The 24,448-nt window shown below is 71.9% G+C and carries 18 protein-coding genes; 9 read left to right on the top strand and 9 right to left on the bottom strand.

Going from position 1 to position 24,448, the window contains the following annotated elements; all coding sequences use genetic code 11:
* Positions 1-177 precede the first annotated feature (177 nt).
* The gene (locus tag ACLBYG_RS08355) at positions 178-417 is read left to right on the top strand and encodes a hypothetical protein (protein WP_056532465.1); all 240 of its coding nucleotides are present in this window, start codon (positions 178-180) and stop codon (positions 415-417) included.
* A gap of 82 nt (positions 418-499) precedes the next feature.
* Here ACLBYG_RS08355 and ACLBYG_RS08350 read toward each other — a convergent pair whose 3' ends face one another.
* From ACLBYG_RS08350 to ACLBYG_RS08335, 4 genes are all read right to left on the bottom strand, one after another.
* Complete coding sequence (locus ACLBYG_RS08350) at positions 500-1,357, bottom strand: alpha/beta fold hydrolase (RefSeq protein WP_447681183.1); 858 nt, start codon at positions 1,355-1,357, stop codon at positions 500-502.
* Positions 1,318-2,607, bottom strand: coding sequence for a Bcr/CflA family efflux MFS transporter (locus tag ACLBYG_RS08345; RefSeq protein WP_447681182.1), 1,290 nt, complete (start codon positions 2,605-2,607; stop codon positions 1,318-1,320). The genes ACLBYG_RS08350 and ACLBYG_RS08345 overlap by 40 nt, the downstream gene beginning before the upstream one ends.
* Entirely contained in the window at positions 2,598-3,881 is a 1,284-nt protein-coding gene (locus tag ACLBYG_RS08340; protein WP_447681181.1) for a glycosyltransferase, read from the bottom strand. The genes ACLBYG_RS08345 and ACLBYG_RS08340 overlap by 10 nt, the downstream gene beginning before the upstream one ends.
* A 110-nt stretch (positions 3,882-3,991) precedes the next feature.
* Positions 3,992-4,294, bottom strand: a complete 303-nt coding sequence (locus tag ACLBYG_RS08335) for a hypothetical protein (RefSeq protein WP_447681180.1) — start codon at positions 4,292-4,294, stop codon at positions 3,992-3,994.
* Positions 4,295-4,668: 374 nt separating this feature from the next.
* Here ACLBYG_RS08335 and ACLBYG_RS08330 point away from each other — a divergent pair, with 374 nt between their 5' ends.
* The 4 genes from ACLBYG_RS08330 (at position 4,669) to ACLBYG_RS08315 (ending at position 12,170) form a co-directional block, all read left to right on the top strand.
* Positions 4,669-5,430: a response regulator gene (locus ACLBYG_RS08330; protein WP_447681179.1), complete on the top strand. Its 762-nt coding sequence runs from the start codon at positions 4,669-4,671 to the stop codon at positions 5,428-5,430.
* Positions 5,431-5,432: 2 nt separating this feature from the next.
* Complete coding sequence (locus ACLBYG_RS08325; RefSeq protein ID WP_447681178.1) at positions 5,433-6,461, top strand: cytochrome-c peroxidase; 1,029 nt, start codon at positions 5,433-5,435, stop codon at positions 6,459-6,461.
* Positions 6,458-8,920, top strand: coding sequence for a two-component system VirA-like sensor kinase (locus ACLBYG_RS08320; RefSeq protein WP_447681177.1), 2,463 nt, complete (start codon positions 6,458-6,460; stop codon positions 8,918-8,920). The genes ACLBYG_RS08325 and ACLBYG_RS08320 overlap by 4 nt, the downstream gene beginning before the upstream one ends.
* 208 nt (positions 8,921-9,128) lie before the next feature.
* A complete protein-coding gene (locus ACLBYG_RS08315; protein ID WP_447681176.1) occupies positions 9,129-12,170 on the top strand; it encodes a PAS domain-containing protein in 3,042 nt (1,013 codons plus the stop codon).
* Positions 12,171-12,256: 86 nt separating this feature from the next.
* On the opposite strand, the gene ACLBYG_RS08310 is transcribed toward ACLBYG_RS08315, so the two are convergent.
* Entirely contained in the window at positions 12,257-13,003 is a 747-nt protein-coding gene (locus tag ACLBYG_RS08310; RefSeq protein ID WP_447681175.1) for an SDR family oxidoreductase, read from the bottom strand.
* A 96-nt stretch (positions 13,004-13,099) separates the two neighbouring features.
* Here ACLBYG_RS08310 and ACLBYG_RS08305 point away from each other — a divergent pair, with 96 nt between their 5' ends.
* Positions 13,100-14,005 carry a cupin domain-containing protein gene (locus tag ACLBYG_RS08305; protein ID WP_447681174.1) on the top strand — a complete coding sequence of 302 codons (906 nt, stop codon included), beginning with the start codon at positions 13,100-13,102 and terminating at the stop codon, positions 14,003-14,005.
* Between the two features lie 376 nt (positions 14,006-14,381).
* Positions 14,382-15,560: a DUF1624 domain-containing protein gene (locus tag ACLBYG_RS08300; protein ID WP_056532446.1), complete on the top strand. Its 1,179-nt coding sequence runs from the start codon at positions 14,382-14,384 to the stop codon at positions 15,558-15,560.
* Between the two features lie 79 nt (positions 15,561-15,639).
* Here the strand turns inward: ACLBYG_RS08300 and ybaL are convergent, their stop codons facing one another.
* From ybaL to ACLBYG_RS08280, 4 genes are all read right to left on the bottom strand, one after another.
* Entirely contained in the window at positions 15,640-17,514 is a 1,875-nt protein-coding gene (ybaL, locus tag ACLBYG_RS08295) for a YbaL family putative K(+) efflux transporter (RefSeq protein WP_056532444.1), read from the bottom strand.
* Positions 17,515-18,220: 706 nt separating this feature from the next.
* The gene (locus tag ACLBYG_RS08290) at positions 18,221-18,586 is read right to left on the bottom strand and encodes a hypothetical protein (protein WP_447681173.1); all 366 of its coding nucleotides are present in this window, start codon (positions 18,584-18,586) and stop codon (positions 18,221-18,223) included.
* Positions 18,587-18,652: 66 nt separating this feature from the next.
* Positions 18,653-19,201 (bottom strand): HD domain-containing protein, encoded by a 549-nt coding sequence (locus ACLBYG_RS08285; RefSeq protein ID WP_020095358.1) that lies wholly within the window; start codon positions 19,199-19,201, stop codon positions 18,653-18,655.
* A 58-nt stretch (positions 19,202-19,259) separates the two neighbouring features.
* A complete protein-coding gene (locus tag ACLBYG_RS08280; RefSeq protein WP_056532440.1) occupies positions 19,260-19,460 on the bottom strand; it encodes a hypothetical protein in 201 nt (66 codons plus the stop codon).
* A 1,257-nt stretch (positions 19,461-20,717) separates the two neighbouring features.
* Between ACLBYG_RS08280 and ACLBYG_RS08275 the strand changes: the two genes are divergently transcribed.
* Entirely contained in the window at positions 20,718-21,791 is a 1,074-nt protein-coding gene (locus ACLBYG_RS08275; protein WP_447681172.1) for a HamA C-terminal domain-containing protein, read from the top strand.
* Positions 21,788-24,397: a DEAD/DEAH box helicase gene (locus tag ACLBYG_RS08270; RefSeq protein ID WP_447681171.1), complete on the top strand. Its 2,610-nt coding sequence runs from the start codon at positions 21,788-21,790 to the stop codon at positions 24,395-24,397. The genes ACLBYG_RS08275 and ACLBYG_RS08270 overlap by 4 nt, the downstream gene beginning before the upstream one ends.
* Positions 24,398-24,448 lie beyond the last annotated feature (51 nt).

Raw genomic sequence — 24,448 nt, 5'->3', positions numbered from 1 at the left:
GCTGGGTCGAACATTACAGCCATAACATGCGGCGCGCCGGCGGCCCGGTCGCCGCCGCGGCCGCCTTGTGCGGAAGAGCACGCCGGTCGCCGCGCGGATGGTGTGTGAGATGTTCCGAAATCATGCCGTAACTTGACCCTTCGAAAAAGGCGCCGCTTCGCAGAAGGAGAAGTCCTCATGGTTGCAGGGCTGGCGAATACGGACGACGTCTTCGAGACGCTGCTCCGACGGACGATCACGGACTTCGTGATCGGCGGTATGGACCACGGGATCCCGGACGAGGACGGCCTGATCGTCCGCCTGAGACAGTACGAGCAGCGGGCGCGCCAGGAGCAGCTGAGCTCCCAGACGCTCCAGGTCATCTCGTCGGCGCGGCGCCTCCTGGGCGACCGGACGGAGGCCGGTCGGGCGTCCTGACGCGCCCCGCGCGACGGGTCGCGGGACGGCCTCCGCGGAGGGGCCCGCCCCGCCTGACGGGCGTTGGTCCCGCGGCGTCCCGCTACCGCGCGCGCGGCCGCAGGCCGACCGCCAGGAAGCGCTCGATCATCGCGTTGACCTGCTCGGCCACCTCGATCGTGTTGAAGTGGCCCGCCAGCAGCGTCTGGGCGGTGACGAGCTGCGGGCAGAGCTCCCGCAGCCGGTCGAGGTCGCGGGCCTCCGCCACGAGCGGCACGTCCGCCGAGATGTAGGCCATCGGGACCCGGCAGGCGCGCGCGGCCGGGACGGGATCGTGGGCCAGCACCATGTCGCGCAGCGCCGCGTAGGCCACGTGCTGCGGTGTCCGCTGGCAGGGGCCGAGGATGAAGGTCTCGAAGATCGCCTTCCGCCGGGCCGGGTGGTCGTAGGCGCCGCCGATCGCCCAGGCCATCTCCCGCACGACGGACCGGTAATCCGGGCCGCCGACGCCCGCCAGCAGCCCCTCGATCGCGGCGCCGCCCGCCGCGTCCGCCGACGGCAGGACGATCGAGTCGATCATGACGAGGCCGGCGGCGAGGTCGGGATGGCGGCCGCACAGCTCCAGCGCCACCGCGCCGCCGAAGCTGTGGCCGATGACGATCGGCTTCGCGAGGCCCAGCGTCCGGCTCTGCCACGCGACGTCCTCGGCGAAGCCCGCGACGGTGTAGTCGCGCTCCGGCGCGTCGCTGGCGCCGTGACCGCGCAGGTCGACCGCCACGACGCGGCGCGTCCGCGAGAAGTGCCGGATCTGCGGCGTGAAGATCCCGTGATCGCCGGTCCAGCCGTTGATCAGCAGCAGCGGCTGCCCCTCGGGGGTGAGCGGCCCGGCCTCGATATGGGCGAGCCGGCCGCCGTCGCGCGTCAGGTGGAGGGGCTGCCAGGGGGGCGGATCGAAGTGCATGCGGGTTCTCCGTAGGGTCGGGAGGGGGCGCGGGGCGCCGGCCGGGCGAGACCCACGTGGGCGGCGGCGGCCGCGAGGCTGCAGCCGAGCATCACGGCGGCCATCGACAGGGCGGACCGGCCGTCGAAGAACCGGGCGACGAGGTCGCTGGCGACGGCCGCCCCGAGCATCTGCAGGAAGACCGCGACGGCGCTGGCCGCGCCCGCCGCCTCCGGGCTTCGCTCCGTCGCGCCGTGCACGGCGTTGGGCGACACGAGGCCGAAGGCCAGGGCCACGCCGACCATCGCGGCGACCACCGGCAGGCCCGCGGGCGGCCGGGCGAGCGCCGCGACGAGGAGCAGGGAAGCCGCGCCGGTCGCCAGAACGAGGCCGGCGGCGATCACCCGCGGTGGGGGGACGCCCCGGGCCGCGAGCCGCCCGTTCAGGAAGGCGCCGACCATCACCGACAGGGAGCTCGCCCCGAAGACCAGCCCGTAGGCCAGCGGACTGAGCCCGAGGGCGTCGACGAACACCAGCGCCGAGCCGGTGATGTAGGCGAAGACCGCCCCGGCCGCCGCGGCGTTGCACAGGGCGTGGCCGAGGAAGACCCGGCTCGCCAGGATCCGCCCATAGCCGCGCAGGATCCCCGAGGCCGGCCCGGGGCCCGCGGCCCGCTGCAGGGGCTCGTCGATGTGCCGGATCGCCACCAGGGCCGCCAGGGCGGCGGCGACCGGCGCGGCGTGGATCAGGCGCCAGCCGCCGAGATCCATCAGCCCGGCGCCGACGGTCGGGGCCACCATCGGCACCACGTTGATGGTGAGGACGACGAAGGACATCCGGGCGCGCGCGGCCTCGCCCTCGAACAGGTCGCGGACCATCGCGAGGACCGCCATGCCGGGGCCCGCCGCGCCGATTCCCTGGAGGGCCCGGAACAGCAGGAAGTCCGGCAGCGTCCGCGCCGCGCCGCAGCCGAGGCTGCCCACGACGAGGAGGAGGCAGCCGCAGACGATGGCCGGCTTGCGGCCCAGCCGGTCCGAGACCGGGCCGTAGACCAGCAGCGCGCCGCCGAAGCCGAGCAGGTAGACGCCCAGGGCCGCGCCCATCGCGGTGGCCGGGACGTGCAGCGCGGTCGCCGTGTCCGACAGGCTCGGCAGGATCATGTCGATCCCGAAGGTCGGGAGCGCCGCCAGCAGCCCGAGGAGCGCCGAGAAGGCGGCCGAGCCGGGGCGGATGCGGGGCCGCGCCGGCGCGGGCGCGCGGATCAGGCCCAAAGCCGGTCTCCGCCCCGGGCGCCGCCCCGGTCCACGGAGGCCCGGCGCGCCGCCACCATCGCGTCGATCTCGCGGACGAGGCCGCCCGCGTCGAGATCCGCCCGCACGGCCGCCCCGAGAACTGCGGCGGCCCTGCGGAAGCCCGGCTCCGCCAGGAGCCGGCGCGCCGCCGCGGCGATCTCGGCCTCGCCCGCGTCGGCGGGCAGGCGCAGGCCGGCGCCGCGCAGGGCGACGCGGGCGGCGTTGTCGGCCTGGTCGCGGGCCAGGGGGATCACCAGCAGCGGCGCGCCGTGCAGCAGGGCGCGGCTGACCGTCCCGTGACCGCCCTGGCACACCACCAGGTCGGCCTGCGCCATGAGGGCGTCGTGGGAGGCGGCCGCCACGACCCGGACGGCGGCGGGGGCGGCCAGGTCCGCGGGCCCGACATTCGGTCCGGTCGTCACGATGGTCTCGGCCTCGACCGCGCCGACGGCGCGCGCGACGCGCCGCAGCAGGTCGGTCTGGTTCTGGGCGCCGGTGCTGCCGGCGACGAGGATCCGCCGCCGTCCCGAACCGGACCACCCATGCCCCGTCCCGCGGGACCAGCTCGGCTCGTCGAGCAGCGGGCCGATGTAGCGGTAATTGGCGGGCAGCGCCTGCGTGTCGAAGTCGAAGGCGCGGCTGACGGCCAGCAGGACGCGGTCGGCGCGATCGAAATGGGCGAAGGCGCTGGCGACCGGCGGCAGCCCGAAGGCGCGCCGCGCGGCGTTGAGCGCCGGCCGGCCCCGCTCCATCGCCGACACGATCGCGGCCGTCGCCGCGTCCACCGCGTCCCGCTCCGCCTCGGTCCGCGGCGGCGTCAGGCCGCTCGCGGCGGGCGGAATGCCGGGGAGCGGGCGGATGCTGATATGCGGCGACAGGACCGCGTGCGGCAAGTCGGCCGCCTCGGCCGCCAGGGCGCAGCCGGGCAGGAGGTCGAGACTCAGGACGGCATCGGTCGGGAGGCGGCGGATCTCGTCGAGCGTGTCGGCCGCGTAGGCGCCGGCCGGGGAGAACATCGTCTGCCGCAGCCAGTCCGCGAGATCCGAGAAATCGGCCGGGTCGGCGTCGAGGCCGGTCGGGGCGCGGCGCCAGCCGACGAACGGGAAGCCCGCCGCCGCGACCTCCCCGCACATCGCCGGGTCGGCCATGACGCGCGGGCGGTGCCCCGCCCGGCGCAGCTGCCGGGCCGCCGTGAGCACGGGGCTGAGATTGCCGGTGGTGCCCCACGAGATGCAGAGGACGTTGAGCGACATGATCTGGATGTCCCGAGATGATCGCGCGCGGAGGCGCGCGGAGGCCGCGACTCAGCTGACCTCCCTGGAACGGTCTGAAAGACGACGTGGAGATCTGGACGGCAGGATCGTCAGCTTCGGTGCCGATTTCTGCTGCTGATATCGCGCAGAAAATCGACGTAGTCCGGGTGGATACTGTGAATGCACCCGCCGAATGCGAAGCTGAACACCAGCGCGTCGAGCAGCCATCGTCCGTGGCCGGCGAACACCGGTCGCGGCGCGGCGATCGGGGACGAAGCCGGGCCGCCGCGCTCCCGCGCCGGGCGTCCCGACGGACCGGGAAGACCAGCGGCGGGCTTCCGACAGTCGGGCTCGGACTTGCAGAGATTTCGGTGAAGGTGCGGACCGATCTCCGGGATCGCGGCGTCAGTCATGATCACCTCTCTATTGTGAGAGCACGATCCTGGTTTCCGCGGGTTACATCCCGGTGTCTCAACAAGATGATCTCGGTTACAGCCGTAACGGTGGCGTTCTCGTTTGTTCGATACGGTACGTGCCGGGACGAATGCTCGCGCTGTGCTGTCACGCACAATATGAAGCGCGCAATCTTTTAGGGGGCGTGGTATCAACTCAGCCGTGTAAGGCCCGATGACCGGACGCGCCCAGATTGGCCGCCGGGGCGGGCCGGCGACGGACGCGAAGGACATCCGGGTGGCGCTATCAGCCCGACCGGACGCTCCTCCCGCTCCCCGAACCGGCGCGTCGAGATCGTGCCGTCGCGGCGGGCCGCCGCGAAGCGGAGGTGGCCATGATCGAATCCAGTCTGGACCGGGGTCAGGGTCGGAGCGCGCGCGCCGGCACGACCCGCATCCTCCTCGTCGAGGATGACGCGGGCATGCAGCGCATCGTCTCGGACCACTTCGCCGACCACGACGTCGCCGTGACGGCGGCGACCGACCGGGCGGAGGCGGAGAAGCGGCTCGCGGAGGCCGAATTCGACCTCGTCGTGCTGGACCTGCGGCTGGGCTCGGAGAACGGGCTCGACCTGCTGCGCGATCTGCGGGCCAGGAGCGACCTGCCGGTGATCATCACCACCGGCCATCGCCGGGACGAGATCGACCGGGTGATCGGCCTCGAGCTCGGCGCCGACGATTACCTCGTGAAGCCCTACGGGCTGCGCGAGCTGCTCGCGCGGGTCAGGGTCATCCTGCGCCGGGCCGAGGTGGCGCCCGCCCCGGCGCGGGTCCAGGAATCCCACCGCAGCCGCTTCGAAGGCTGGGTGCTCGACCGGCGTCGCCGGCGCCTCACCAATCCCGACGGCGCGGATGTCGCGCTCAGCAAGGGCGAGTACGCCCTGCTGGTGGCCTTCCTCGACGCGCCCCAGCGCCCGCTCAGCCGCGAGCAGCTCCTGCAGGCCACGCGCGTCCACGAGGACGTGTTCGACCGCAGCATCGACGTCCAGATCCTGCGGCTGCGGCGCAAGCTGGAGGTGGATCCGAGCGCGCCGCGCCTGATCGTCACCGAGCGCGGCGTCGGCTACGTCCTCGCCGCGACCGTCGAGAAGCTATAGCCGTGACCCGGTTCCGGGCCGGCCGATGGCGCGTCGCGGTCGCGGCGCTCCTCGGCAGCGCCGCGGCGCTCCTCGCCGCGGCCGCCCACGAGAGGCCAGCCGGCCACGACAGGCCGGCCGACACCGCGCTCTCCGCCGAGGCGGCGGACGCGCTGGGGGTGATCACCCCGGTGCCGGACACCCTGGAGGCGGACCCGGCCCGGGCCGCGATCGGCCGCCTGCTCTTCACCGACACGCGGCTGTCGCGCGGGGGCGACCGGGCCTGCATCACCTGCCACGACATCCGCACCAGCGGCGCGAGCGCGGTGCCCCGGAACCTGACCGCCGACGGCACGCCGGTTCCGCGCAACACGCCGACGGCCTTCAACGCGGCGCTCAGCTTCCGGCTGGGCTGGGCCGGCGACATCCCGAGCCTGCGCGAGCAGGCCGAGCTCGCCCTGACGAGGCCCGAGTTCCTGGGCGGTTCCTGGCCCCGGATCCTCGACACGGTGCGCGGCGACCCGGTGCTCGCCCCGATGTTCCAGGCCGCCTACGGGCGCGCGGTCGACCGGGAGACGGTGATCGACGCGATCAACAGCTTCGAGCGCACGCTCCTCACACCCGACAGCCGCTTCGACCGCTGGCTGCGCGGCGACGCCCACGCCATCACCGGCGCGGAGCAGGCGGGCTACGACCTGTTCCGCCGGATCGGCTGCGCGTCCTGCCACCAGGGCGTCAATGTCGGCGGCAACCTGTTCGAGAAGGTCGGCATCTTCGTCACGATCCCCAACAAGGTGGCCGAGGTGCTGCGGGTGCCCAGCCTGCGCAACGTCGCCGTCACGGCGCCCTACTTCGACGACGGCGGGATCGCCACGCTCCCCGAGGCGGTGCGGCTCATGGCGCGGGCGCAGCTCGGCCGGGAACTCACCCCCGCGCAGATCGATGGGATCGTCGCCTTCCTCGGGACCCTGACCGGCACCTACGAGGGCCGGCCCCTGACCGCGCCGCCAGCGCCCGGCGCGGCCTTTCAGGACGGCAAGCCGCAGCTATGAGACTGACCCTGCAGGCCGTCACGCTCGGCGCGCTGCTCGCGGCGCTGCTGACGTGGCTGCTGATCAACGGCAACGGCGGGATGGAGGCCGCCTACCTGGCGACCCAGCGGACCGTCGACGCCCTGGCGCTGGCCGAGTCGCGCATGCAGCACGACGTGCTGCGGGCCCGGACCGGCCTGCTGCGCAACTACGACCCGATCGTCGCGCACCTGCGCGAGATGCAGAAGGCCACGGCCGACCTGCAGGCGAGCAATGCCGGGGATCCCGACGTCCAGGCGCTGGCCGAAGCGGTGGAGCGGGAGGCCGCGATGGTCGAACGGTTCAAGACCGGCAACGCCCTGGTGCAGAACTCGATCGCCTATTTCGACTCGCTCAGCGACCGGCTGTCCGAGTCGGACATCGCCCCCGGCCTCGCGCGCGCGGTGGCCGCGCTCCAGATCCGCATCTCGGAACTCGTGCGCGACTCGACGCCCGCGCGCCTCGCCGACATCCGCACCCGTCTCGAGACGTTGCACGCCGCCGACGGGGCGGCCGCCCGGGCCGGCGACGTCGACGCCATCGTCCTGCACGGGCGCCAGCTCCTGGAACTGCTGCCGCACGTCGACGCGGTCACGCGCTCGCTGCCGGCCTCGTCGAGCGAGGCGGCCCGCGAGGCGCTCCTAGAATCCCGGCGAAGCCTCCGCGACCGGCGCCAGGCCCGGGCGGACGGATTCCGCCTCGCGCTCTACGCCGTCGCCCTCGCGCTGCTCGCCCTCGTGGTCCGCGTGGGGGTGCTGATGCGTGCCGGGACCCGGATCCTGCGCCGGACCGTGGATTTCCAGACCGTCGTGGCGCAGGCGGCCAACCGCTTCCTGGCGATCCAGCCCGACGAGACCGACACGCGCATCGTGGACGTCCTCGCCATGGTGGGCGAAGGGCTCGACACGGATCACGGCTACGTTCTCATGCTCGACGGCACCGGCGCGGTGCATCTCTGGAACCGGCCCGGCCTCGCGCCGCCGAGCGGCTGGCCGGCGGCGCAGCAGACCCTCGTTCACGACGTCGCGGCCGCCGCCAGCGACCTCATCTTCGTCGAGGTGGCGGACGAGACCGGGCCGCCGGCCCTGCGCCGCTCCCTGGCCGAGCGCGGCGTCGTCTCGTGGGCCTGCGCGCGGCTGCGCCGGGGCGATCGGATCGTCGGCCTGCTCTGCTTCGAGCGCACCACCTCCGGCCTGCCGCCCTGGCTGCGGCACTCGCGCGGCCTGCTGCAGGTCGTCGCCGACAGCTTCGCGGCCGCCCTGGAGCGACAGCACGTCTGGGCCGAGCGCCGCGAGATCGAGGCGGCGCTGCGCCGCGCCCAGCGGCTCGAGGCCATCGGGACCTTCGCCAGCGGGGTCGCCCACAACATCAACAACGTCCTCAACGTCATGCTGGGCCACGCCGAGATCGCCGGGGACGCCCTGCCGGCCCATCCGGGGCGGGCGGCCGAGCATATCGGGCTGCTGGTCCAGGCCGGCGGCCGCGCGCGCGAGATCGCCGGCCAGATCCTCGATTTCGGCCGCCCCGCGCGCTCCGCGCAGTGCACCAGCGCGGCGGACGCGGTGGTCCACGAGACCGTGGCGCAGATCCGGGCCTCCACGGCCGGACCGGCCACGATCGCGCTCTCGGGCACCGCGGCGGGCGCCCGCGTCGGCGGCGAGCCGGCACAGCTGCAGCAGGTCGTCCACAACCTGATCCGCAACGCCGTCCAGGCCTCCGCGCCGGGCGCGGCCGTCGACGTGCGACTCGACCACGTCGCCCTGCCGCGGTCGAGCGCCCTGACCCACGGCACCCTGCGGCCCGGCGCCTACGTCCGGATCCGCGTGTCCGACACCGGCCGCGGCATGGACGAGGCCACGCTCGCGCGGATCTTCGAGCCGTTCTTCACCACCCGACCGGCCGGGACCGGCCTCGGGCTCGCCACCGCCTTCGAGTTCGTCCAGGAGCACGACGGCGCCTTCGACGTGCGCAGCGCGCCGGGCAGCGGCAGCACCTTCGCGGTGTGGCTGCCCGTGATCCCGCAGGCCGCGGCCGGCGCGGCGGCCGGCGGGACCGTGATGCTGGTCGGGCGCACGCGCCGGTCGGTCCAGGACGACGAGGAGACGCTGGCGGCGCTCGGCTACGAGCCGGTCGGCTACGCGGATCCCGAGGCGGCCCTGGCCGTCCTGCGGCGGGAGCCGGGGCGGTTCGATCTGCTGATCGTCGACAACCGTCTCGCCGATCTCTCGGGCCTCGCCTTCGCGCACCGCGCCGCGCGGATCTCCGGGCGGCCGATCGTGCTCTCGCTGTTGTCGACCGACGCGGTGCAGCCGGAACTCCTCGCGGCGGTTCCCGTCGCCGACATCGTCCGGCGGCCGTGGCGCTCGAACGCCCTGGCGCTGACGCTGCGGCGCCATCTCGCCTCCGCCGACCCGGCGCGTCGCCCGGCCGCCGTCTCCTGAGGGCACCGGCGGCATCAGGATCCTGCGATCCGGCCACGCGGGCGCTATCCCGGCTTTGACAAGCTCGGCGTCACGTGGGACCGGTCTGGCATGCCGGGCGGCCAGATGCGCGATGCCGCCCCGACGATCGAACGGGCCGGGTCGAGTCTCGCCGAGACCCCATCGCGCGAGGAACCCCCGATGCCCGTCGAAGCCGCGTCAGGACGCCATGCACGGGAGATCTGACGCCCCGATCCGCGACCCGGCCTTCCTCGCCGACGGCGGCGCGATGGCCGTGCTCCTGCGCGCGCACGACTGGGACAGCACGCCCCTCGGCGCGCTGTTCGCCTGGCCCGAATCGCTGACGACCCTCGTCGGGGTCATGTTCGGCGCGAACCGGCCGACGTTCATCCTCTGGGGCCCCGAGCGGCGGCTCCTGTACAACGATCTCTACGCGGAGATCCTCGGCGACCGGCATCCCGCGGCCCTCGGCCGGGACTGTCTCGCGGTCTGGGGCGGGGTCGGGGCCGGTCTCGCGCCCCTCGTGGACAGGGCCTATGCCGGCCGGCCAGTCCACACTGCGGAGGGTCAGCTTCTCCTCCACGGCGACGGCGGTGCCGACGCGGCGCGCTTCGCGCTCTCCCTGGTGCCGGTCCGGGACACGGCGGGGCGCGTCACCGGCCTCGTCGGGACCTGCACGGCGATCGCCGGCCAGGCGGCCGCCGCCCGCCGTCCGCGCGAGACGGAGGCGTCGCGCCGGGACAACGAGGAGCGGCAATCCTTCCTGCTCGATCTCAGCGACACGCTCCGTCCGCTGACCGCGTCGGCGGAGATCGTCGCGGTGGCCTCGCGGCGCCTCGGCGAGCGCGTCGGCGCGAGCCGCGTCTTCTACGCCGAGATCGCCGGCAGCCTGATGAAGGTCGAGCGGGAATACGTCCGGGGCGTCGGCTCGATCGTCGGGGAGCATTCCCTGGCGGCGTTCGGCCCCGACCTGCTGGCCGCCTACCGCGACGGGACGGTGGTCGCGGTCGAGGACGTGGCGGCCGATCCCCGCTTCAGCGAGGCGGCGCGCGCCGGCCTCGGATCCCGCGAGGTCGCGGCCTTCGTCGACGTCGTGCTGTTCCGCGGCGCGGAGTGGGTGAGCCTGCTCGCGGTGCAGAGCGCGGTGCCGCGCGCCTGGACCACCGCCGAGGGGAACCTGATCCGCGACGTCGGCGAGCGCGTGAAGGCGGCGATCGAGCGCGCCCGCGCGGAGGCGGCCCTGCGCAAGAGCGAGGAGCACCTGGCGGCAATCTTCGCCGGCGCCTCGGTCGGCCTGTCCGAGGTGGATGCCGCGGGGCGCTTCCTGCGGGTCAACACCGAGCTGTGCCGGATCCTCGGGCGCCCGGCCGAGGCGCTGCTGCGGCTCGGCGTCGCCGACGTGACCGATCCCGCGGACCGGGCGCCGAGCGCGGCCGCGCTGGCGCGGGCCCTCGAGACCGACCGCGACGTCACCCTCGACAAGCGCTATCTCCGCCCGGACGGCAGCGCGATCTGGGCCAGCAGCAGCATCCGGCGCCTCGACGACGCGGACGGCAGGCTCAAGAGCCTGCTGATCGTCACGGCCGATCTCAGCCGGCGCAAGGAGGCCGAGACGCGGCTCGCCGAGAGCGAGCGCCGCCTCCAGCACCTGAACGAGACCCTGGAGCTGCAGGTCTCCGAGCGCACTGCGGAGCGCAATCTCTTCGCCACGATCGTCGAGAGAACCGACATCATGGTGATGGCGGCCGATCTCGACTACAACATCCTGGCGATCAATAAGGCGAATGCGGACGAGTTCGCTCGCATCTACGGCGTGAGGCCGAAGGTGGGCGACAACATGCTCGACCTGCTGGCCGACCAGCCCGAGCATCAGGCGCAGGTGCGGGCGGGGTGGGGGCGCGGGCTCGCCGGCGAGGAGATCACCCTGGTCGAGGCGTTCGGCGATGCCGGGCGGGCGCGCCCCTCCTACGAGATCAGCTTCCGCACCCTGCGCGACGCGCGGGGCGCGCGCACGGGCTGCTACCAGTTCGTCATGGACGTCACCGAGCGGCTGCGCGGCCAGGCCGAGCTGGCCCAGGCGCAGGAGGCGCTGCGCCAGTCCCAGAAGCTGGAGGCGGTCGGCCAGCTCACCGGCGGCGTCGCGCACGACTTCAACAACCTGCTGACCATCATCCGCTCGTCCGTCGACTTCCTGCGGCGGCCCGACCTGCCGGAGATCCGCAAGCGCCGCTACCTCGACGCGGTCTCAGAGACCGTGGAGCGGGCCGCGAAGCTCACCGGCCAGCTGCTGGCCTTCGCCCGCCGGCAGGCCCTCAAGCCCGAGGTGTTCGAGGTCGGCCAGAGGGTGCGGGCGATCGCCGACATGCTCGACACCCTGACGGGCGCGCGGGTGCAGGTCGTGACCGAGGTGCCGGAGGCGACCTGCCTGATCCGGGCGGATGTGAGCCAGTTCGAGACCGCGCTCGTCAACATGGCGGTCAACGCCCGCGACGCCATGGACGGGGAAGGCACGCTGACCCTGCGCGTGACCTGCGGCGCGGCCCTCCCGGCCATCCGCGGCCATGCCGGGTCCCGGAAGCCCTTCGCGGCCGTGTCGCTGATCGACACCGGCACGGGCATCCCGCCCGAGCGGATCGGGCGGATCTTCGAGCCGTTCTTCACCACCAAGGAGGTGGGCAAGGGGACCGGCCTCGGCCTGTCCCAGGTCTTCGGTTTCGCCAAGCAGTCGGGCGGCGACGTCGACGTGCGCAGCACCCTCGGTGCGGGCACCGCGTTCACTCTCTACCTGCCGCAGGTGGCGTCCGAGGACCGGCCGGCCGGCGACCGCCTGCCGGATGCGGATCTCGCGCCGCTCGGGAGCGGGCAGCGCGTCCTGGTCGTGGAGGACAATGTCGGCGTCGGGCAGTTCGCGACGCAGATCCTGGAGGATCTGGGCTACCGGCCGACCTGGGCGGCCAACGCCGAGGAGGCGCTGGAGGAGCTCGGCCGAGTGGGGAACCGATACGACCTGGTCTTCTCGGACGTGGTGATGCCCGGCATGGGCGGCGTCGCGCTCGCGCAGGAGCTCCGGAGGCGCGCGCCGCAGGTGCCCGTAGTGCTGACCTCGGGCTACAGCCACGTGCTCGCGCAGTCGGACACCCACGACTTCACGCTGCTGCACAAGCCGTACTCGGCCGAGCAGCTCGGCCGCATCCTGCATCGGGCCCTGGGCCCGCGCCGGAAGGCCGGCGCGCGCGCCGATCCGTCCTGAATCCGGGCTCCCGCGTCGGGATCCCGGATCTCCGGCCTGGGGCCTGCGCGGTTCGCCGCCGCCCTCAGCCAGCTCTCGACTCGCCCTCAGCCCGCCTTGGCCCACGCCACCGCGTCGGCGCCGGCCGGCAGACGCATGGGGCACGACGGGTCGGTCACCGCGCGCCACACCGCCTCCGCCACGTCCGAGGACCGGGTCAGGTCCCCGTCCGCCTGCTGGATGCCGGCGAAGACCTTCGCGGCCACCGCCGCGTAGGCTTCGGGGATGTCCATGCCCATGCGGGCGCGCGCGTTGGCGCCGAACGCGGTCTCCGGGGCCCGTCCGGGAATGACCAGCCGGGCGCGGATTCCGAACGGTTCGAGCTCCAGCGCCAGGGACTCGGTGAAGGCGTTCACCGCCGCCTTGCTCGCCGTGTAGACGGACAGCAGGTGCAGCGGGCGCTGCGTCACGCTCGACGTCACGTTGACGACGACGCCCGCGCGGCGCGCCCGGAACTGCGGCACCACGGCCCGGGTCATCGCGATGCTGCCGAGGGTGTTGGTCTCGAACACCTCCCGCGCGGCGTCCATCGAGACGCCCTCCAGCGCGTTCAGGAGCCCGACGCCGGCGTTGTTGACCAGCGCGTCGACCGGTCCGGCCGCCGCGACCGCGCGGTCGATGCTGTCGTGGTCGGTCACGTCGAGCGGCAGGATGCTCAGACGATCGGAGGGCGCCAGCAGGTCGCTCCGCGGCCCGCGCATCGTGGCGACCACGCGCCAGCCCCGTTCGAGGAAGGTGCGGGCCGTCTCCAGGCCGAAGCCGGACGAGCAGCCGGTGATCAGGATCGTGTTCATGGGAACTCCCGTGCAGAAGCGGCAACGGGGTGATAGGGAGCGCGGGCCGGACCTGATACGTGCGCAAGTCCGTTTCGCATTGGCGAGCGTCCGAGAATGCCCGATCCGCTCACCCAGGTGGTCGGCCTCCTCCGGCCGAGCGCCCCGCTGTCCAAGCTCGTCACCGGCTTCGGTCACTGGGCGGTGCGGCGCACGGATTCCGGGCTTCCGTTCTACGCCGCCGTGCTCGAGGGCGGGTGCCGCCTCGCGATCGACGGCGAGGCCGGGATCGTGCTCGGAGCGGGCGACTTCGTCCTCATCCCCGCGGCCTACGCGTTCATCACCACCAGCCTCGAGCCGCCGCCCCCGCGGCGCGCAGCGCAGCCTCCCGTCGCGGTGAGCCCCGGCGTGTTCCGGCTCGGCGACGCCGAGGGGCCGCCGAATGTCCGGATGCTCGTGGGCCACTGCGCCTTCGCGTCGAGTGACGCAGATCTGCTCGTCTCGCTGCTGCCCCGGTATGTCCATGTGCGCGGCGCCGCCCGGCTGACCACCCTGCTCGGCCTCGTGAACGAGGAGACCCGCGCCGACCGGCCGGGCCGCGACGTGGTCCTGTCACGCCTGCTGGAGGTCGTGCTGATCGAGGCGCTGCGCGCCACCGCCGGGCCGGCGGCGCCCTCGGGACTGCTGCGCGGGCTCGCCGACGACCGGCTCGCCGCCGCGCTGCGGCGGATGCACGACCGGCCGACGGCGAGCTGGACGGTGGCCGCGCTCGCGCGCGAGGCGGGCCTCTCCCGGTCCACGTTCTTCGAGCGATTCCGCCGCGCCGTCGGGGTCGCCCCGATGGAGTACCTGCTGGCGTGGCGGATGGCGCTGGCGAAGGATCTGCTGAGCCGCGAGGCGGTCGGGATGGCCGAGGTGGCCGCGCGGGTGGGCTACAGCTCGGCGAGCACGTTCAGCGTCGCCTTCGCCCGGCACGTCGGCCGGCCGCCGGTCCGGTACGCCCGCGAGCGGCCGGTGCCGTGATCCGGGCCGGCTGGCCGTGCCCCGGACGAGCCCAGGCCGTGCCCCCGACACGGCGAGGCGGCTTCCTTCCGGTCCGACACCGGCATCGACGGGGCCAGCCGGCCCTTCGCCCCGAGGCCGGGTTCGGGTACGAGACCGAAATCGCGCTCGACCCCCTCACCCGCCGCGGCGCGACCGACGTGCCACGGCCCCTCGCGCAGGAGAACGTCCTGATCACCGATCCGCAGGCCCTCCGCGCGCAGGCCGGTGCCCGAGCGAGCCGCCGCCAGGACGGCGCCGCTCGATGGACGCCGGCATTCCGCGCGATCGCCGGCGGCGTCCGAGCCGACATCGGCGCTCCCCCGCGGGGCACCCTCGGCACGGCGGCGCGCTCCTGATGGTCGCATCGTCCTGGGCGCCCGCCGCCGCGCCCGGCGGTCCGGCGGCATCGCGGCGCGTCGGCTCCATCGACGCCCTGCGCGGGCTGGTGATGCTGCTGATGCTCGTCGACCACGTGCGGGAGTTCTTCTACCTTCACGCGCAGGTCCGCGACCCGATGGACCTCGCCGCGACGCCGCCCGACCTGGTCCTGACGCGGGCGGCCTCGCATCTCTGCGCGCCGGTCTTCGTCCTGCTCACCGGCCTCTCGGCGTGCCTCTACGGGCAGAGGCACGGCGCGCGGGCGACCGCCGCCTTCCTGCTCAAGCGCGGTCTGCTCCTGATCCTGCTGGAAGTGACGCTCGTCAACGTCGCCTGGGCCGGCAGCGTCCGGCCGCCGATCCTGTACCTGCAGGTGATCTGGGTGATCGGTCTCTGCATGGTGGCGCTGGCCGGCCTGCTCTGGCTGCCGCGGGCCGCCCTCGTAGCCGGGGCCCTGGCGCTCATGCTCGGCCACAACCTGCTGGACGGGGTCGCAATCCGGGCGGACGAGCCCGGCTACGTGCTCTGGTCGATCCTGCACCAGCGCGGGATGATCGCGCTGCCCTGGGGCGGGCTGGCGCGGACCTCGTACCCGCTCCTGCCCTGGATCGGCGTGATCGCGGCCGGCTACGCCCTGGGGCCGCTCTTCGCCGGCGGTGTCGACGCCGCGCGCCGACGCGCGGGGCTCCTCGGGCTGGGGGCGGCCGCCCTGGTCGGCTTCCTCGTCCTGCGCGGGCTCAACGGCTACGGCGAGCCGGTGCCGTGGCAGGCGGGGGCCACGCCGCTCGCCACGGTGCTGTCCTTCGTCAACCTGACCAAGTACCCGCCCTCGGCCGACTTCCTGCTGCTGACCCTCGGCCTCGGTCTCGGCCTGCTGGCGCTGTTCGAGGTGATGCCGCAGCGGCTCCTCGGCGGCCTGCGCGTCTTCGGCGGCGCGCCGCTGTTCTTCTACCTGCTCCACCTCGCGCTGCTGCGCGTCCTCTACGACGGCGCGGTGGCGCTGGGCCTCGCCGGGGCGTCGGGACGGGTGGAGGCCGGCTCGCCGCTCGCGCTCTGGCTCGTCGCGGCCGCCGTGAGCGTTCCCCTCTGGCTGGCGTGCCGCGCCATGGTGCGCCTGAAGCGGGCCTCGACATCGCCGGTCCTGAGCTACCTCTGACGGCGGCCCCCCGGCCGCCAACATCCGCCGCGGCCGCGTGTGGGAGCGGCCACGACCGGGCCGCCCCCGCGGTCCCGCGTCACGACAGGTCCGCCCCGTCGCGGTCGTGCTGATGGCGCAGCTCGGGGGTCCCCTTCACCGGCCCGACGGTGACCTCCGCGTCGCTCCGGCTCTCCGCGCGCGCCGTGTCGATGAAGACGCGCGCCTCGCCTTCGCGCACGCCGAGACTGCGCAGCGCGTAGAAGGACATGCCGAGGGCCAGCTCCCGCTCGCCCATCAGCACGAGGCCGACGCCGTCCTCCTCGAGATGCCGACGTTCCGCCTCGCTGTGCGTGCGGACCACGGTGTCGATCCCCGGGTTGGCGGCGCGCGCGGCCTCGACGAGGCGACGGGCCTGATGCGCGTCGGGCGTGGCGACGACGAGCAGGCGCGCGGTGCCGATACCGGCCGCCTCGAGGATGCCGGGCGCGGTCGCGTCGCCGAACACGGCCTGCGTGCCGGCCGCGCGCAGGGCCAGCACGCGGCGCCGGTCGCGCTCCACCACCACGTAGGGCAGGTCCCAGGTCTCCAGCGTCGCGCCGATGCTGCTGCCGACGCGCCCGAAGCCGATGATCACGACGTGGTCCCGTCGCGGCGGCTCCCCGCCCGAGATGGCGACGTCGGCCGCGCCTTTGCGCGCGAAGCGGGCGGCAAGGTCCGGCCGGTCGGCGAAGACCTGCTCGATCCGCGCCGCCAGGGCGAAGAAGAGCGGGTTCAGCGTGATCGACAGCAGGGCTCCGCCCAGGATCAGGTTGCGCCCTTCCTCGGGCAGCAGCTTCAGCGACAGGCCGAGCGATACCAAGATGAAGGAGAACTCGCCGATCTGGGCGAGGCTCGCGGCGATCGTCAGGGCCGTGCCGAGCGGGTGCCGGAAGGCCAGCACGATGGCGACGGCCGCGAGGGACTTGCCGACCATGATGACGCCGAGCACCGCCAGGACCGAGAGCGGCGCGCGCAGGAGGATCCCCGGATCGAACAGCATCCCGACCGACACGAAGAACAGGACCGCGAAGGCGTCCTGCAGCGGCAGCGAATCGGCGGCCGCCTGATGGCTGAGATCGGACTCGGCGAGCACCATCCCGGCGAAGAAGGCCCCGAGGGCGAAGGAGACCCCGAACAGCTCCGCCGAGCCGAAGGCGATGCCCAGGGCCAGGGCCAGGACCGCGAGGGTGAACAGCTCCCGCGAGCCGGTGCGCGCCGCCTGGTCGAGCAGCCAGGGCACGAAGCGGCGTCCGCCCACCAGCATCAGCCCCGCGAAGACCGCGACCTTGGCGAGCGTCAGAACGACGGTGAGCGCGAGGCTCTGCGCGTACTCCGGTCCGACGAGCTGGGCGACGAGGTCCGTGAGGGCGTGGGCCGTGCCGTGCCCGAGGCCCCGGGCCTCGCCCCCGAGCGAGGGCGCGAGGGCGGGCAGGACCACGAGGGTCAGCACCATCGCCAGATCCTCGACGATGAGCCAGCCCACCGCGATGCGGCCGTTGTCCGTGTCGAGGAGGCCGCGCTCCTCCAGCGCGCGGAGCAGGACCACCGTGCTCGCGACGGAGAGGGCGAGGCCGAAGACCAGGCCCTGCCCGAGGGTCCAGCCCCAGGCGAAGGCGAGGCCGATCCCCATGGCGGTCGCCGCCGCGATCTGCACCACCGCTCCGGGCAGGGCGATCGCGCGCACGGCCATCAGGTCCTTGAACGAGAAGTGCAGCCCGACCCCGAACATCAGCAGGATGACGCCGATCTCGGCGAGCTGGCCCGTGAGGTTGCTGTCGCCCACGAAGCCCGGCGTGTAGGGGCCGACGAGGACGCCCGCGACCAGGTACCCGACCAGCGGCGGCAGCCTGAGGCGCTGCGCGACCATCCCGCAGATGAAGGCGAGGGTCAGCCCGAGGGCGATGATGGCGATCAGTTCGGTCGCGTGCGGCACAGGGTCTTCACCTCCGGGGGGCGATGCGGATCGGGCGGAGCGAGCCTTTCCGAATGGCGGCCGCGATTCAACGCTCTTCCGACCGAACGCCTGTGCGAACCGCCGTCGGCGATCGCCGCGTGCCCCTCGGGCGCCGCGAAACCGCCTCCCGCCGAGCCGCGATGGTCTTCCGGAGTGCTGTCCCGCGCCAGGGCAGCGGGCGCTGCCCTCGTCCGCGCGTCCCGATCGCCCATCGTGCAGGAATCCGGCGCGCGGTCGAGGGCCGAGGCGGGTCGGGGCGGGACGAACGGCCGGGACCTGGAACCCGCAGCCTCGCCGCTGCCGGAACCGGGCGTCTCGTTGGGACCCGCGCCGCGGGAGCGGTGCCGCCCGCGCGACGTGCGGCAGCCTGACCGGGATGCGCGAGTCCGTCACGCGGCCCGGAAGCGGGCGCGCGTCCGGCCGCAACAGGGTCGGGTTTTGCTCTAGCTGTCCGTGAGGATCGACGTGAGATCCGTGAACCCCTGGGCCTCGCTCGTGAGCAGGGCCACGAGCAGCAAGCACAGGCCGCCCAGGAGTGCGACCCCGGCCGTGGCTCCCACTAGATCCGACGTCCGAATGGTCGGCTCAGCTTGACGGCTGAACAGCAAAGCTCGCCCTTTGCGAGTGTTCGGATACGTGCGGCTCACACGATGCCCCCAGAGATCGAGGCCCCTTGTATTAACGTTCACATGATCGGCTCTTCATCCGCGCGCGAACCGCGAGCATTGTAAATCGCGTGCGCTGGCGCACGTCCACGATCTGGGAAGAGGATGATTTGACCTTCCCTCGATTGTCCAGGCCTTGGTCGCGGGCGGCCGCTGCTCTTCGGGGACAGCTTCGGCCACCGGGCGCCGTTCATGCTGACGATCCTGTTCGCCGAGACATTCCGGGAGGTGCACGTCGTCCAGTCGACCTCGTCTGGCCGACCTCGATCGTTGACGGGCTGGTCGATCGCGTGAAGCCCGACATCGTCCTGACCGAGATGGCCGAGCGGTTGATCCATCAGGCCGTCGACGGCGGCTTCGCTGTCGCGGCGCGGGTCGCCGCGCATGCCGCGGCCGTGACAGCGGGACGGCGCCGGTCGCGCGAAGCTTCGCCGCATGGGCAAGGCGCGGGGCTAACGCGGCCCGCTGCCTTCGACCGTCGTCGGTGAACCGAGCCAGCCCTTCGCCGCCGCCGCCGCGCGCAGGATAGCCTTGGCCGGCTCGTACTTGAGATGAAGCCGCTCGCGGGTCTCCGCGGGCAGGAGCGCCAGACGCCCGGGATCCGAATTGTCCTCGAGGTCGGCGAGCTTGACGAGGGTCGCCCGGAGGGTGCCCACTTTCGCGATGTTGTTGATCCAGGCCGCGTAGGTGACGCGACCTCCGGGCTTCGTGAGCATGGCGACCGAGGTCAGCACGTTGTCGCTGAAGCCCTCCTTGGCCAAGTCCCCGAACCCGTAGCGGGTGTCCTCGACCACATCGTGCAGCCACGCGGCCTGCAGCGCCTCGTCCCGCTCCAGGTCGGACCAGAACGGGCACCCTTCCGACAGCCCGAGCACGCCGGCAGCCACGCGCGCAAGATGCTCGATATACGGCCTGCCGGCCTTGTCGACTTGGCCGTCGTGGGCGACGGTGGCCACCGTCCGCGCGTCGGCCGCGGTCCGGCGGAGGGGAGGCAGGATCACGCAGTCATCCCTTCACCGGATACGCCAGCAGGGTCGCTGTCCCGGCCATGTACCGCTCTCAGCCCGACACGAACAGCATCATCATCCGCGCCGCCGCCGCGATCTGCTCGACGGTGGCCTCCGGCATGTCGGCAACCGCCTTCTCGACAATGCTCCGGGCGATGCCGTCGTACAGGCCGATGCCCAGCGCGAACGTGCTGAGACGAACCAGCACGCTGTCGGCGATCGTCTTCCGCTTCGGATCGGGCACGTCGCTCATGTCGTCCTCGGGAAACTCATGTTGATCGCGCTCTCGGCCACGTGCGGCGCAGCGTCGGCGCGGAGGCTCCTCGCCTGAGAGCGCATTTCGATGGCCTGGGCCACGTCGACGTGGTGGCCTGTCGGGATCGTGAAGGGCTCAGCCGTCGCGGTCTCGCTCTCCACAGCGGTCGTCTCGGCCTCACGGTGCGGAGCGCCGGCGCCGGACGGCCCGCGCGGCCCGCGCGGCCCGCTCGGGACCGTGCGGATTCTCGTGCCGCGGGGCGACACCGCGCGTTCCGGCGGGCCCGCTCAGTCCCGGCCCCGAAGGTCCTGTTTTCCTTGGGAAATTTGGCTGGGGCGCCAGGATTCTCACCTAGCATGACATCAACAAAAGGCATCAGCTAAGTTATTGCAATTGCAGGCGCCTTAGCTTCGTGTGCACACGCAGTGGATACGATCCCGCGCTCATTGCCAAGGGCCCCCTCTCGCCATCCACAAGCGGCTATAAGGCAGCGCCCTCTCGCTCACTCAGGTCGCCCTGAAGCATGCCGAAGGTCCACAAGGCGCCGATTTTGTTGAAAAACTCGGGCCGGGCCGAAGCGGCACCGAAAGCCGCGCTTGCCGTAGAAATTTCTACTCCCGCATCATACAGAAGGTGTCGCTATCGCGACGTCGCACGACAGGATAGAGACAATAACTCTCCAGCGTCCTGTCTTGGGCTATGCTCATGGCACTGCCTCTGAGTTTTTCAACGAGATCCGCCAGAAGCGGATATAAACTCGCTACCCGGAACTGAATTTTTTGCTTCGCGCTCATCCTCGCCGTTCAGCTAGGTTCGGCTCAATCCAAAAACCCGCCGGTCATTCATCCTGGTACTAGTTGCCGCATGAATTCCCAGCATTGAATCAAGTTCTGCTGGGAGGCAGCGGGCGCTCCTGGTCGCAGGCGTGAGCAGTCGCGTCCGGCTGGCGCATAGGTCATTGCCCTCAAGGGGGAGTCAGGCCAGGGGCGTTGGCAACTACCCCTTGGTCGATCATTCTCTCGTCGCTTATCGAGTGCGCCGGGAAGTATGTAGGAATCGTCGCCGCCCGCGAACACCCGATGAATTCTTGTATGCAACGAACAAGCCGTTCTTCCACAGGTTGCGGTTGGGCCGACCATCGGCTCTAGTCGGCCGTTCCCGCACAAGCTGGATCGATGCAGTCGACCGAACCACAATCATACCCGCCACGCCGCCCGGGGAACCCGAGCGCTGATGACCGTGCCTCGAATTAGGATGACGGACGACGGATCGGATCGCGACGGCTCCGACGCGGAGGTGGACGCCCTCGCTCGCGCGCTCGCGACCCTGCTGAATCCTTCGAAAATCGATGGCTTGGTGAACTGCTGCGTTCGGGCGGTCCATGACGAGGCGTGGGAAGGCCCCCGGACGGGTCTGCTGCACGTCCGGTTCGGCGAGGACACGCCGAGGGTAGAAGACCTTGCCTACCTCCTCTGGACGGAGTGCATGTACTACGCACTCCCCCGGCGCAGGCAGGAGAAGTTCCGCCGCGAGATCGCGGCGGACATGGCGGCGGTCGCGCGATGCTACCGGTCCGTCAGGGAAATCTTCATCGACTTCAACGCGCGCAATCCCGAGCGCGCGAGCGAACTGGGCGAAGTGCTGGCCTACTGCCTGGTGCAAGAGCACCTCGGGGCCGCGCAGGTGGCGAGCAAGATGTCCTTGAAAACGGCGGCCAACATGCCCGTCCATGGGCTCGACGGCATCCACGCGGTCTTCGAGAACGGCGCGCTGACCGTCTACTTCCTGGAGTCGAAGCTGGCGAGCGAGGGCCGGCGGGGCGTGGCGTCCTACGCAGCGTCGGCCGCCGAGTTCCTGGGCGATCGCCGCCAGTACCTCCGCGAGTACGAGATCGTCGCTGATCTCGGGAACCTAGATGCGCTCGAGGGCGAGGCAAGACAGCGCGCTCTCGATCATTTCGACGTAATCGGCCACCCCGAACTCCGGCGCAAGGAACGGTTCGTCGGGATCATCTGCCATTCGGCACCGCGGCATTTCGGCAAGCGCCTGCGCATACGCGACGACCAGCCCCCCGACATCCACGAGCGCGACTTCGCGGAACGTTACGCCGCCGACCACGGCAAGCTGCGGCTTGCCGCGAGGAAGCAGTTGCTGAGGCATGGTGCAGACCCCGCGAAGGCGATCATCCTCCTCGTGGCGGTGCCCGACGTGCGCGAGTTGCGGAAGGCGTTCTACGCGGCGATGGGCGTGGCTGAACGGGAGTTGCCGCTGGACGGCGACGACCTCGAGATGGACGACGACGAGGACGCGGAAGGCGACCCGGCATGAGCTTTGCCCAGGATCTCTCGGACCGCATCGCGGGCCACGCGGCGTTCTCGGACATCTTGCGGCGCCTGGAGAGCCTGGGCGCCGCCCGCTCTATTGACGCCGAGATCGAGACGGTGACGGAGCTGCCCTCCGACGAGGACCTGCACAAGCTCCTCTACTGCGCAGGCGTCTTCGTGCAGACGGACGATCTCGCCTACAGGCGCATGGCCCAGTCCATCGCCCTGAACTCGCTCATCGTCGCGGGGGGCGACGAGGGAGCGTACCAGCGCGGCCGCCGCATCCTGACGGACCTTGGCAACTTCCCCGCGCTTGACTGCGTCAGGCGCGAGGGTGCCGAGACCGGGGCCTCGTTCCTCGACGCACTCCGCCGGACGCTTTCGCGCGAGCTGAACACCGTCAGGGTCGGCGACCAGTGGATCCCCCTGACCGACTTCCAGAAGGACGTCTGGGACGAGCTGCCCGACGCGCGGGCGATCGCCATCTCGGCGCCGACGTCGGCGGGCAAGTCGTTCCTCGTCATCGAGCACCTGTGCCGGCAGGTCGAGCGGGCGGCGTCCTTCCGCGCCGTCTACGTTGCTCCTACGAGGGCGCTTCTGTCGGAGGTGAGCGCGAAGATCCAGAGGCGCCTCGGCGAGGCGGCCGACGTTAGGATCACCACCGTGCCGACGCAGGACCCCTCCGGCCCAGACCGCCAAGTCTTCGTACTGACACAGGAACGCCTCCAGGTGCTGCTCGCCGCCTCGGCCGTGACATTCGACCTCGTCGTCGTCGACGAGGCCCAGAATCTCTCAGACGGCTCCCGGGGGATGATCCTTCAGGATAGCGTCGAGCAGGCGGTCAGCCGAAGCGTGACCACCCGCCTCGTGCTCCTCGCTCCGGGTGCCCGCGGCTTCGAGGCGGTCGGCGCCTCGATCGGCGCGCCTGACCTCACCGTGGCGCGTTCCGAGCTTCCTTCCGTCCTCCAGAACAGGATCCAGTTGAAGAAGGCGGAAGTCAGCAACGCGCTCGAATTGGACCTGCTGACGCCGGACGGTCCGCGGCGGCTCGGCATCTACCGGAGCGGGCGGGGTTTTGACGTGCAGGATAGCCGATTGGCGGCCGCAGCCCTCGAGCTCGGCTCGACAGGGGGATCCCTCGTCTACGCGACCGGCCCAACGGACGCGGAGAAGGTCGCGCGGCAACTGACCCACGACCTCGAGGACGGCGGCGACCCCGCCCTGGTCACGATCTCCGATTTCGTGAGGAAGCACATCCATCCCGACTATACGCTCGCTGGGATGATCCGGAAGGGCGTGGCGTTCCACTACGGCAAGATGCCGACACTCCTTCGCGAGACCCTGGAGGGCGCCTTCCGCGACGGCCACGTGAAGTTCCTCGTCTGCACGACGACGCTGTTCGAGGGCATCAACCTCCCGGCAAGGAACGTCTTCATCGACACGCCCACGAGGGGCACGAAGAAGCCGCTCGCTCCCGCTGCGCTGTGGAACTTCGCCGGGCGCGCTGGGCGCATGTCCTCGGAGATCGTCGGCAACGTGTTCCTCGTCGACTACGAGGATTGGCCGGACAAACCCCTCGATGCCTTCGTCGGCTACGAGGTCCAGTCGGCGTTCCTGCGCACTGCATCCGAGCTTCCCGATCGCCTACTCGGTGCCTTGGGCGGTGCCATGCCGACCGAGTCGCCGCAAGACGAGGACGCTGGGCGGGTCAGGGCAGCCGCCGGACTGCTGATATCTAAGGCCGCCGGAGACGAGGTCCGCGGGTACGTCGACCGGACCCTCGGCAGCTTGGACGAGGGGCTGCGAAACCGCCTAACCGAAGCGAGCCTCGCCGCGCACGAGAAGATCGGTCTCCCGGCGACGCTGCTGTCGACGAACTGGACCGTCGATCCGTTCGGGCTGCGTCGGCTCTACGACAACATGCTGAAGAAAGTCGCAGAGAAGGAGACGCTCAAGCTGATGCCCATCAGCCCGCTCGATAAGGGAGCCTACGATAGGTACGGTAAGATCTTCACTCGGATCCACCGCGAGGTGAACCGCGGTAAGGCCGGCTTCGCAGGCCTCGTCTCGGGTATTGCTCTTCGGTGGATGAGCGGCGTGCCGTATCCCGTCATGCTGGCGAAGGCGGTCGAACGCCAGAAGCGTTACGACGACAAGAGGCGCGAAAAGAACAGGATCGAGCGCGAGCGGAACCCTGGCAGCCGGGTCAGAGATCCCGGCGAAATCGTCATCGACGACGTCGTCCGCCGGGAATTCGACCTCATCGAGGACCAGGTTCGCTTCCGCTTCGTCCAGCTCGGCAAGGCGTATATCGACATCCTCAATATCGTCCTCCGGGAGACCGGGCAGGAAGGTTTGATCGGCGACGTCTACGATTTCCCGTTGGCGTTGGAGTTGGGCATTCCGACCAAGTCCGGCTGGTCGTTCATGGAGCTCGGCCTGTCCCGGATCGCTGCGGCGGCCCTCCAGCCGGAATTCCCCGACAGCCAGCTCACGCCTGATGCGGCGCGCAGGTGGCTGGCGGGAATCGAGGACATCGGCACGCTGCGCCTCGGGCCGGTGATCGTGGATGAACTGCGGCGCTTGAAACTCGTACGCCCGGCGGGGTGATCCGGCCTGGGTGGACGCTCCGGCGTAGTTCGTCTGGACCGTGACATTGCC

The sequence above is a fragment of the Methylobacterium sp. D53M genome, from assembly GCF_053345625.1.
This window is presented reverse-complemented; position numbering and strand designations above follow the sequence as displayed.

What these genes read in the sequence shown, in the direction of transcription:
- ACLBYG_RS08320 (WP_447681177.1), top strand. Translation starts at nt 6,458, where the DNA reads ATGAGACTGACCCTGCAGGCCGTCACGCTCGGCGCGCTGCTCGCGGCG.
- ACLBYG_RS08340 (WP_447681181.1), bottom strand. Translation starts at nt 3,881, where the DNA reads ATGTCGCTCAACGTCCTCTGCATCTCGTGGGGCACCACCGGCAATCTC.
- ACLBYG_RS08310 (WP_447681175.1), bottom strand. Translation starts at nt 13,003, where the DNA reads ATGAACACGATCCTGATCACCGGCTGCTCGTCCGGCTTCGGCCTGGAG.
- ACLBYG_RS08305 (WP_447681174.1), top strand. Translation starts at nt 13,100, where the DNA reads ATGCCCGATCCGCTCACCCAGGTGGTCGGCCTCCTCCGGCCGAGCGCC.
- ACLBYG_RS08275 (WP_447681172.1), top strand. Translation starts at nt 20,718, where the DNA reads ATGACGGACGACGGATCGGATCGCGACGGCTCCGACGCGGAGGTGGAC.
- ACLBYG_RS08355 (WP_056532465.1), top strand. Translation starts at nt 178, where the DNA reads ATGGTTGCAGGGCTGGCGAATACGGACGACGTCTTCGAGACGCTGCTC.
- ACLBYG_RS08330 (WP_447681179.1), top strand. Translation starts at nt 4,669, where the DNA reads ATGATCGAATCCAGTCTGGACCGGGGTCAGGGTCGGAGCGCGCGCGCC.
- ACLBYG_RS08335 (WP_447681180.1), bottom strand. Translation starts at nt 4,294, where the DNA reads ATGACTGACGCCGCGATCCCGGAGATCGGTCCGCACCTTCACCGAAAT.
- ACLBYG_RS08315 (WP_447681176.1), top strand. Translation starts at nt 9,129, where the DNA reads ATGCACGGGAGATCTGACGCCCCGATCCGCGACCCGGCCTTCCTCGCC.
- ACLBYG_RS08290 (WP_447681173.1), bottom strand. Translation starts at nt 18,586, where the DNA reads ATGCGCGGCGACCCGCGCCGCGACAGCGAAGCCGCCGTCGACGGCCTG.
- ACLBYG_RS08280 (WP_056532440.1), bottom strand. Translation starts at nt 19,460, where the DNA reads ATGAGCGACGTGCCCGATCCGAAGCGGAAGACGATCGCCGACAGCGTG.
- ACLBYG_RS08350 (WP_447681183.1), bottom strand. Translation starts at nt 1,357, where the DNA reads ATGCACTTCGATCCGCCCCCCTGGCAGCCCCTCCACCTGACGCGCGAC.
- ACLBYG_RS08300 (WP_056532446.1), top strand. Translation starts at nt 14,382, where the DNA reads ATGGTCGCATCGTCCTGGGCGCCCGCCGCCGCGCCCGGCGGTCCGGCG.
- ACLBYG_RS08270 (WP_447681171.1), top strand. Translation starts at nt 21,788, where the DNA reads ATGAGCTTTGCCCAGGATCTCTCGGACCGCATCGCGGGCCACGCGGCG.